The sequence below is a fragment of the Mesorhizobium sp. M0772 genome (genome assembly GCF_040320135.1).
GTDB lineage: Bacteria > Pseudomonadota > Alphaproteobacteria > Rhizobiales > Rhizobiaceae > Mesorhizobium.
In genome coordinates, this window is sequence record NZ_JAMYPB010000062.1 from 19,788 (window position 1) to 28,095 (window position 8,308).

7 protein-coding genes are annotated in these 8,308 nt (G+C 64.8%); 2 read left to right on the forward strand and 5 right to left on the reverse strand.

Annotation, left to right across the window (positions count from 1 at the left end; genetic code table 11):
- Positions 1–82: 82 nt before the first annotated feature.
- From NKI06_RS27525 to hutI, 5 genes are read right to left on the reverse strand one after another with little or no spacing between them, the layout of a single operon-like run.
- A complete protein-coding gene (locus NKI06_RS27525; protein ID WP_023747714.1) occupies positions 83–682 on the reverse strand; it encodes a HutD/Ves family protein in 600 nt (199 codons plus the stop codon).
- Between the two features lie 12 nt (positions 683–694).
- Positions 695–2,365, reverse strand: a complete 1,671-nt coding sequence (gene hutU, locus NKI06_RS27530; RefSeq protein WP_023747715.1) for a urocanate hydratase — start codon at positions 2,363–2,365, stop codon at positions 695–697.
- 28 nt (positions 2,366–2,393) lie between these two features.
- Complete coding sequence (gene hutG, locus NKI06_RS27535) at positions 2,394–3,206, reverse strand: N-formylglutamate deformylase (RefSeq protein WP_023742743.1); 813 nt, start codon at positions 3,204–3,206, stop codon at positions 2,394–2,396.
- Between the two features lies 1 nt (position 3,207).
- A complete protein-coding gene (gene hutH, locus NKI06_RS27540) occupies positions 3,208–4,746 on the reverse strand; it encodes a histidine ammonia-lyase (RefSeq protein WP_023747717.1) in 1,539 nt (512 codons plus the stop codon).
- On the reverse strand, positions 4,743–5,978 hold the full coding sequence (gene hutI / locus NKI06_RS27545; RefSeq protein WP_023747718.1) for an imidazolonepropionase: 1,236 nt from the start codon (positions 5,976–5,978) through the stop codon (positions 4,743–4,745). The genes hutH and hutI overlap by 4 nt, the downstream gene beginning before the upstream one ends.
- Positions 5,979–6,068: 90 nt before the next feature.
- On the opposite strand from hutI, the gene NKI06_RS27550 reads away from it, so the two are divergent.
- Positions 6,069–7,421: a formimidoylglutamate deiminase gene (locus NKI06_RS27550; protein WP_023747719.1), complete on the forward strand. Its 1,353-nt coding sequence runs from the start codon at positions 6,069–6,071 to the stop codon at positions 7,419–7,421.
- Positions 7,418–8,158, forward strand: coding sequence for a histidine utilization transcriptional repressor HutC (hutC, locus tag NKI06_RS27555; protein ID WP_023747720.1), 741 nt, complete (start codon positions 7,418–7,420; stop codon positions 8,156–8,158). The genes NKI06_RS27550 and hutC overlap by 4 nt, the downstream gene beginning before the upstream one ends.
- Positions 8,159–8,308 lie beyond the last annotated feature (150 nt).

Here is an 8,308-nt window from a genome sequence, read left to right on the forward strand (position 1 = left end):
GGAAGGATTCGGGCTTTTTCGTGATCCAGACAACAGCTTACGCCAGATTTCTCCGGCGTGCGATCATGTTTGGCAACAGGCGTTAATCGTTGTGCTGGCGGTGCGGCTGGCCCAGCCTGGCTATCCGGATGACGAACACGGTCGTCGGCCGTACCGGTTCAACCCGTAGTTTCGCCTGCGGACCGAGCAACAGCGTGTCGAGGGGTCCAAGACGAGACGATGTCGGGCCGCTGAGGCCGACCTCGCCGTCGAACGGCAGGATCAGGGTCATAGCGCTGGTCGGCCGGATATCGGTCGGAACCGAGAACACCAGGCGCTGGACCGTGTGCGTGGCCCGCGCGCGGCGGGTCATGACGTTGAGGTCGGTGATCGGACCGGAGATCAGCGCGGCCGTGGTCGGCACATCGGCCGGGAAGGACAGCGGGGCGGAAGCCGCCGTCACTTCGGCCGGCGGACGGCCGGCAACATCAAGCACGATACCCTCGCCTTCCAGCACGGCAAGCGTGCGGTCGACGCCGGCAAAGCCCGAGAACGGGCCGCTGCCCTCGACTCGCGCCATCGAAACGCGCCAGTCGAAATCGTCCAGCCCGACGCCGTCCGGCGAGACGGCGATCTCGGTGGTCGTGCCGCCGCCATTCTTCCACGGCATGACGCGGTAGTCGGCGGCCCATAGGATGCGCATCATTTAAGCCAATCAGCCTAGAATACCGGGCAGATTGAGCTGGTGCTCCTTCGCGCACTCGATGGCGATGTCGTAGCCGGCATCGGCGTGGCGCATGACGCCTGTCGCCGGATCGTTCCACAACACGCGCTGCAGGCGCCTTGCGGCGTCCGGCGTGCCGTCGGCGACGATGACCATGCCGGCATGCTGCGAGAAGCCCATGCCGACGCCACCGCCATGATGCAGCGACACCCAGGTTGCGCCCGACGCGGTGTTGAGCAACGCATTGAGCAGCGGCCAGTCGGAGACGGCGTCGGAGGCGTCCTTCATCGCTTCCGTCTCGCGGTTGGGCGAAGCCACCGAGCCGGAATCGAGGTGGTCGCGGCCGATGACGACGGGCGCCTTGAGTTCGCCCCTGGCCACCATCTCGTTGAAGGCGAGCCCCAGCCTGTGGCGGTCGCCGAGGCCGACCCAGCAGATGCGCGCCGGCAGGCCCTGAAAGGCGATGCGCTCACGTGCCATGTCCAGCCAGTTGTGCAGATGGGTGTTGCCGGGGGTGAGTTCGCGCACCTTGGCGTCCGTCTTGTAGATATCCTCGGGATCGCCCGAAAGAGCAGCCCAGCGGAACGGGCCGATGCCGCGGCAGAACAGCGGCCTTATATAGGCCGGCACGAAACCCGGGAAAGCAAAGGCGTTCTCGAAGCCTTCGTCCTTGGCGACCTGGCGGATGTTGTTGCCATAGTCGAGCGTCGGCACGCCGGCATTCCAGAACGCGACCATCGCCTCGACATGCTCGCGCATTGAGGCGCGGGCGGCCTTCTCGACAGCCTTGGGATCGGAGACGCGCTTCTCGCGCCACTCAGCCATCGTCCAGCCCTTGGGCAGATAGCCGTTAATCGGGTCATGCGCCGAGGTCTGGTCGGTGACCATGTCGGGGCGGATGCCCCGCTTGAACATTTCCGGCACGATGTCGGCCGCATTGCCGAGCAGGCCGACCGACTTCGCCTCGCCGGCCTTGGTCCAGCGCTCGATCATTTCCATCGCTTCGTCGAGCGTCTCGGCCTTCTCGTCGACATAGCGGGTGCGCAGCCGGAAATCGATCGAGTCCGGATTGCATTCGATGGCGAGGCAGCAGGCGCCGGCCATGACGGCGGCAAGCGGCTGGGCGCCGCCCATGCCGCCGAGGCCGCCGGTCAGGATCCATTTGCCCGTAAGGTTGCCATTGTAGTGCTGGCGGCCGGCCTCGACGAAGGTCTCGTAGGTGCCCTGCACGATGCCTTGCGTGCCGATATAGATCCAGGAGCCGGCCGTCATCTGGCCGTACATCATCAGGCCTTTTTTATCGAGCTCGTTGAATTTATCCCAGGTCGCCCAATGCGGCACGATGTTGGAGTTGGCGATCAGCACGCGCGGCGCATCGGTGTGCGTCCGGAAGACGCCGACCGGCTTGCCGGACTGGACCAGCAGCGTCTCGTCTTCATTGAGGGTCTTCAACGAGGCGACGATGCTGTCGAAATCGTTCCAGGTGCGCGCGGCCCGACCGATGCCGCCATAGACAACGAGCTCATTGGGGTTTTCGGCGACATCGGGATCGAGGTTGTTCATCAGCATGCGCAGCGGCGCTTCGGTCGTCCAGTATTTGGCGTTGAGCTTGTCGCCGCGGGGCGCGCGCACTTCGCGGATGTTGTGGCGAGGATTGTTCATCATTGTCCCTTTGGAGTAAGGCGGCGTCTCAGCGCCCGGCCCAATCAATGGCGGATTGGAGGATTTTCGTCAGTGTGGCGCGCATCGGCGCGGCGAACTCGGCATCATAAGGCACCGGCCAATTGTCCGGTTCGCCCTTGCCCTCGGGCTCGCGCAAATAGCCGCGATCGGCAAGTTCCATCTGCAGCGCATGGTAGCCGCCTTGCGGATTGCCGAAATAGCGGGTGATCCAGCCGCCCTTGAAACGACCGTTGATGACATTGCTTTCACCGCTCTCGGCCATGATCTGACCAACCAGCGCCTGCAGCGTAGGATCCGCGGTCTGGCCGTCATTGGTGCCGAGATTGAATACCGGCAGCGTGCCGTAGAACAGGCGCGGCAGCACCGACCGGATCGAGTGGCAATCGTAAATGACGACCTTCTCATGCAGGCCGCGCAGCCTGACGGCCTGGGCCGCCAGCATTTCATGGTAAGGCACGAAATACGCTATGCGGCGCTGGTCTATCTCCGACGGCGTCGGTTCCGCGCCGGGCAGATACAGCGGATCGCCGTCGAAGGTCTCGGTCGGGCATAGCGTCGTTGTCGTCTGCCCGGGATAGAGCGAGGCGCCGGAAGGATCGCGGTTGACGTCGATGACGGTGCGCGAGATCGACGTATGCACAATCGTTGCGCCAAGGCCGGCGGCGAAATCGTAGAGATTGTCGATCCACCAGTCGCAATCGCGGCGGCCGAGCCAGGGCGAGACCAGCCGATTGTCGATGCCGGCGAGATCGATACCCGTGTGCGGGATCGACACCAACAGGGGTGCCGTGCCTTCGGTCACTGTCAGCCAGTCGGTCATGTCAGACTCCCGAGATCGAAGGCAATGTCACCGCGCTCGCAGCCTTGATGGCAGCGCCGCTGCGCACCATGGCGATGGCTTTTTCCATGTCAGGGTGGAAATGCCGGTCATTGTCGAGATGCGGCACCTCGGCGCGGACCAGCTTGCGAACAGTTTCCAGAGCTGCACTCGACGCCAGCGGCGCATGGAAATCGCAGCCCTGCGCGGCGGCCAAGAGTTCGATGCCGATGACGGCCGTGGCGTTTTCGATCATGCCGATTAGCCGGCGAGCGCCGTGTGCGGCCATCGATACATGGTCTTCCTGGTTGGCCGAGGTCGGGATGGAATCGACACTTGCCGGATAGGCCTTCTGCTTGTTCTCAGAGACGAGCGCCGCCGCCGTCACCTGCGGGATCATGAAGCCGGAGTTCAGGCCGGGCTTCGGCGTCAGGAAGGCCGGCATGCCGGACAGCGCGGGGTCTACCAGCATGGCGATGCGGCGCTCCGACAGCGAGCCGATCTCGCAGACGGCAAGCGCGATCATGTCGGCAGCGAAAGCCACCGGCTCGGCGTGGAAATTGCCGCCGGAGAGCGCTGTGTCGTCCTCGGCGAAAATCAGCGGATTGTCAGTGACGCCATTGGCCTCGGTGCCAAGCGTGTCGGCGGCCTGACGCAGCACACTGAGCGCGGCGCCCATCACCTGCGGCTGGCAGCGCAGGCAGTACGGATCCTGCACGCGCTCGTCGCCGACGCGGTGCGATTCACGAATGGCGCTGCCGGCCATCAGGTTGCGCAGCGCTTCCGCCGTCTCGATCTGGCCCGGGTGTTTTCTGAGGAGATGGATGCGCGGATCGAAGGGCGCGTCCGAACCCTTGGCGGCGTCGGTCGACAGCGCGCCGGCGACCAGCGCCGACTGGTAAAGCACTTCGGCCTCGAAGAGAGCGGCCAACGCATAGGCGGTGGAGAACTGCGTGCCGTTGAGCAGCGCCAGGCCTTCCTTGGCGCCAAGCGTCACCGGCTCCAGGCCGTGCGAGACGAAAGCGACCTTGGCCGGGAAGCGGCCATGCGGGGTAAAGCATTCGCCAACGCCGATCATCACTGCCGTCATGTGCGACAGCGGCGCGAGATCGCCGGAGGCGCCAACCGAGCCTTGCGCCGGCACGACGGGGATGACGTCGTTGGCCAGCATCGCTTCCAGCAATTCGATGGTTTGCGGCCGCACGCCCGACGCGCCCTGCGCCAGGCTGGCCAGCTTCAGCGCCATCATCAACCGAACCACAGCGACCGGCATCGGCTCGCCGACGCCGGCGGCATGCGACAAAACGATGTTGCGTTGCAGGGTTTCCAAATCGGCGGCCGGAATGCGGACGCTGGCCAGTTTGCCGAAGCCGGTGTTGATGCCATAGACCGGCTCACCCTTGGCGACAATACGGGCGACAGCCTCGGCGCCGGCCTTGATCTTCGGACGGCAGGCAGCGTCGAGCTTCGGCACGGCGCCACGATAGATGGTGCGCCAGTCGGCCAGCGATGCATTGCCGGGCTTCAGGTTAAGTTCGGTCATTGTCCTCTCCAGATGCGGGCATGGAGCGGGTTGAAGCCCATGCGGTAGACGAGTTCGGCCGGACGCTCGATGTCCCAGATCGCCAGGTCGGCGGATTTCCCTGCTTCAAGCGTGCCGGTCTGGCCGAGCAATCCCAGCGCACGGGCAGCCTCGCGAGTGGTGCCGGCCAGGCACTCCTCGACGGTCAGGCCGAAAAGCGTCGCGGCCATGTTCATGGTCAGAAGCAGCGAGGTCAGCGGCGACGTCCCGGGATTGTTGTCGGTGGCGACCGCCATCTTGACGCCGTGCTGGCGAAACAGGCCGATCGGCGGCTTCCTGGTTTCGCGGATGAAATAGTAGGCGCCGGGTAGGATCGTCGCCACGGTGCCGGCCTTGGCCATGGCTGCGGCACCTGCTTCATCGGTGTATTCGAGATGGTCGGCCGACAGCGCGCCATAGCGGGCGGCGAGTTCGGCGCCATGCAGGTTCGACAGCTGGTCGGCATGGAGCTTTACCGGCAGGCCAAGCGCCTTGGCCTTGTCGAACACGCGGGCGATTTGCTCCGGCGAGAAGGCAATGCCTTCGCAAAAGCCGTCTACGGCGTCAGCCAGGCCCCCGGCGGCGATTGCGGGCAGGATCGTGTTGGCGACGAGATCGACAAAAGCGTCCTTGTCGCCTTTTGCTTCCGGCGGCAGCGCATGCGCGCCGAGGAAGGTGGTGCGGACCGTGACCGGGCGTTGCTTGTCCAGCTGCCGCGCGGCGCGAAGCGACTTCTGTTCATTTTCGAGATCGAGCCCGTAACCCGACTTTACCTCTACCGTGGTGACGCCCTCGGCCATCAGCGCGTCAAGGCGCGGGAGAGTCTGCTCAACCAGTTCGTCTTCGCTCGCGGCACGCAGGGATTTGACCGAGGAGACGATGCCGCCGCCGGCACGGGCGACTTCCTCATAGCTGGCGCCGGCCAGCCGCATCTCGAACTCGTTGGCACGGTTGCCGGCATGGATGAGATGGGTGTGGCAGTCGATGAGACCGGGCGTGATCCAACGGCCTTCGCAATCGGTAGTCTCGCCGCCCTGAGCCAACGCTGACGGCATGTCGGCTTCCGGGCCGGCATAGACGATGATGCCGTCACGGGAGACGATCGCGCCCTTTTCGACGACGCCAAGTCCGGCAACGCCTTCGGCCATGGTTGCCAGGCGGGCATCACGCCAAAGCTGAAGGCCCCCTGCCCGGCTTTTGTCTTGTGCCGCCATCATCTTTTTCCGTTGCTTGGATGGCGATTATGTATATACATATTGAAACGCGCTGCAAGTGCATTGTTGATGGAATTCGGAGAAAAAAACGTGACGGCGATCTTTGCGGAACAGGCGCTGCTGGCCGAGGGCTGGCATGACAAGGTGCGGATCGTCGTCACGGACGGTCGCATCGCAACCGTCGAAGTCGACACGTCGCCGCGGAGCGGTGACGAACGCCACGCCATTCTGGTGCCGGGCATGCCGAACCTGCACAGCCACGCCTTCCAGCGCGGCATGGCCGGGCTTGCCGAACTGCGCGGTCCCTCCGCCGACAGCTTCTGGAGCTGGCGCGAGGTGATGTACCGCTTCGCGCTGTCGATGACGCCGGACCAGGTCGAGGCGGTCGCCGCACAGCTTTACGTCGAGATGCTGGAGGCCGGCTTCTCGCGCGTCGGCGAGTTTCATTATCTCCACCACGATCGCGACGGAACACCCTATTCCAACCTGGCCGAGATGGCGGAGCGGATCGCCGCCGCTGCCAACGAAACAGGGATCAGCCTGACGCTGCTGCCGGTATTTTATGCCCATTCCTCCTTCGGCGGCGCTGCGCCCAACGAAGGCCAGCGGCGATTCATCAACGATGTGAATCGGTTCGAACGCTTGCTTGAGAAAAGCCGCGAATCGGTTCGTGCGTTGAATCAGGCTGTCGTCGGCGTCGCCCCGCACAGCCTGCGCGCCGCGACGCCGGAGGAACTCAGCGCTGTTGCCGCCATTGCGCCGGACGGACCGATCCACATCCACGTCGCCGAGCAGGTGAAGGAGGTCGAGGATTGCCTGGCGTGGTCGGGTGCGCGACCGGTCGAATGGCTGCTCGCCAATGCCGGGATCGACAAGCGTTGGTGCCTGATCCACGCCACCCACATGACCGAGGCTGAGACAACCGGCATGGCCAGAAGCGGCGCCATTGCCGGGCTTTGCCCGATCACCGAGGCCAATCTCGGCGACGGCACCTTTTCAGCACCTCTGTTCATCGAACATGGCGGCCGCTTCGGCGTCGGCTCGGATTCCAACGTGCTGATCGGCCTGCCGGATGAATTGCGCCAGCTCGAATATTCGCAGCGCCTCGCACACCGCGCCCGCAATGTGCTGGCGGTGGCCGGCGGCTCGACCGGGCGGGCTCTGTTCGACGCCGCCCTCGATGGCGGCAGCACCGCACTCGGCGCCGGCCCGTCGCGGATCGCCGCCGGCGCCGCGGCTGATTTCGTCTCCCTCGACGAAAACCATCCTTCGCTGGCCGGAAAAAGTGGCGATGCGATCCTCGACGCCTGGATCTTTGCCAATGGCGGCAAGGTCGATTGCGTCTGGGTGCACGGAAAAAAACAAGTCAGCGGCGGCCGGCATGCAGCGCGTGAGACGATCGCCGAGCGCTTTCGCCATGTGATGACGGCGCTTTCGGCATGAGCATATCAGAGACAGCGGCGGTGGAAGGCGGCGGTTCGCTGCACCAGCGCATCCTGTCCGACATCAGCGAGAAAATAATGTCCGGCACCTGGGCGCCGGGTCACCGCATCCCGTTCGAGCACGAGTTGACGGCCGAATACAATTGCTCGCGCATGACGGTGAACAAGGCGCTGTCGCAGCTGGCCAAGGCTGGGCTGATAGAGCGCCGCCGCCGTTCGGGCAGCTTTGTCCGCCAGCCGCAGTCGCAGGCCGCGGTGCTGGAAATCCACGACATCAGGATCGAGGTTGAGTCGCTTGGCCTGGCTTATCGTTACGAGCGCTTGGCGCGGCAGAAAAGGCGCAGCAGCGCCGAGGATCGCGCCTTGCTGGAACTGGACGCAGCCGGACAGGTGCTGGCGCTTGAATGCCGGCATTTCGCCGGCAAGCGGCCATTCGCGCACGAACAGCGGCTGATCAATCTGGCCGCCGTCGCGGAAGCCGCCGAGGAGGAGTTTCTCGACATTGCCCCCGGCCCTTGGCTGATCGGGCGCGTGCCGTGGAGCGAGGCAGAGCACCGTATCCGCGCGGTCGCGGCCGACAGGCACATTGCCGAAGCGCTCGACATCGCCGCCGGCGCGCCCTGCCTGGTGGTCGAGCGCCGGACCTGGGGCGCCGAGCACCCGGTGACGCAGGTGAGGTTCACCTACGCCGCGGAGAGCCACACGCTGGTGGCGCGGTTCAGGCCTTCGCAGGGGTGATTACCCTCCCCCTCGAGGGCATAGGCGCTAAGATAGCTTTGGCATGGACTGAAATTTGCGCTTTCGTGGTGGTTCGCGCCAGCGATATCGCAAGGCATGGAGATTTTGGCGCAGGGCCGCCAAGGAAGGTTGAGTAAAGATGGTCGCGAT

Bases quoted from the DNA above. Each gene is read 5' to 3' on its own strand.
- hutU (WP_023747715.1), bottom strand. From the start codon at position 2,365: ATGAACAATCCTCGCCACAACATCCGCGAAGTGCGCGCGCCCCGCGGC.
- NKI06_RS27525 (WP_023747714.1), bottom strand. From the start codon at position 682: ATGCGCATCCTATGGGCCGCCGACTACCGCGTCATGCCGTGGAAGAAT.
- hutC (WP_023747720.1), top strand. From the start codon at position 7,418: ATGAGCATATCAGAGACAGCGGCGGTGGAAGGCGGCGGTTCGCTGCAC.
- hutH (WP_023747717.1), bottom strand. From the start codon at position 4,746: ATGACCGAACTTAACCTGAAGCCCGGCAATGCATCGCTGGCCGACTGG.
- hutG (WP_023742743.1), bottom strand. From the start codon at position 3,206: ATGACCGACTGGCTGACAGTGACCGAAGGCACGGCACCCCTGTTGGTG.
- hutI (WP_023747718.1), bottom strand. From the start codon at position 5,978: ATGGCGGCACAAGACAAAAGCCGGGCAGGGGGCCTTCAGCTTTGGCGT.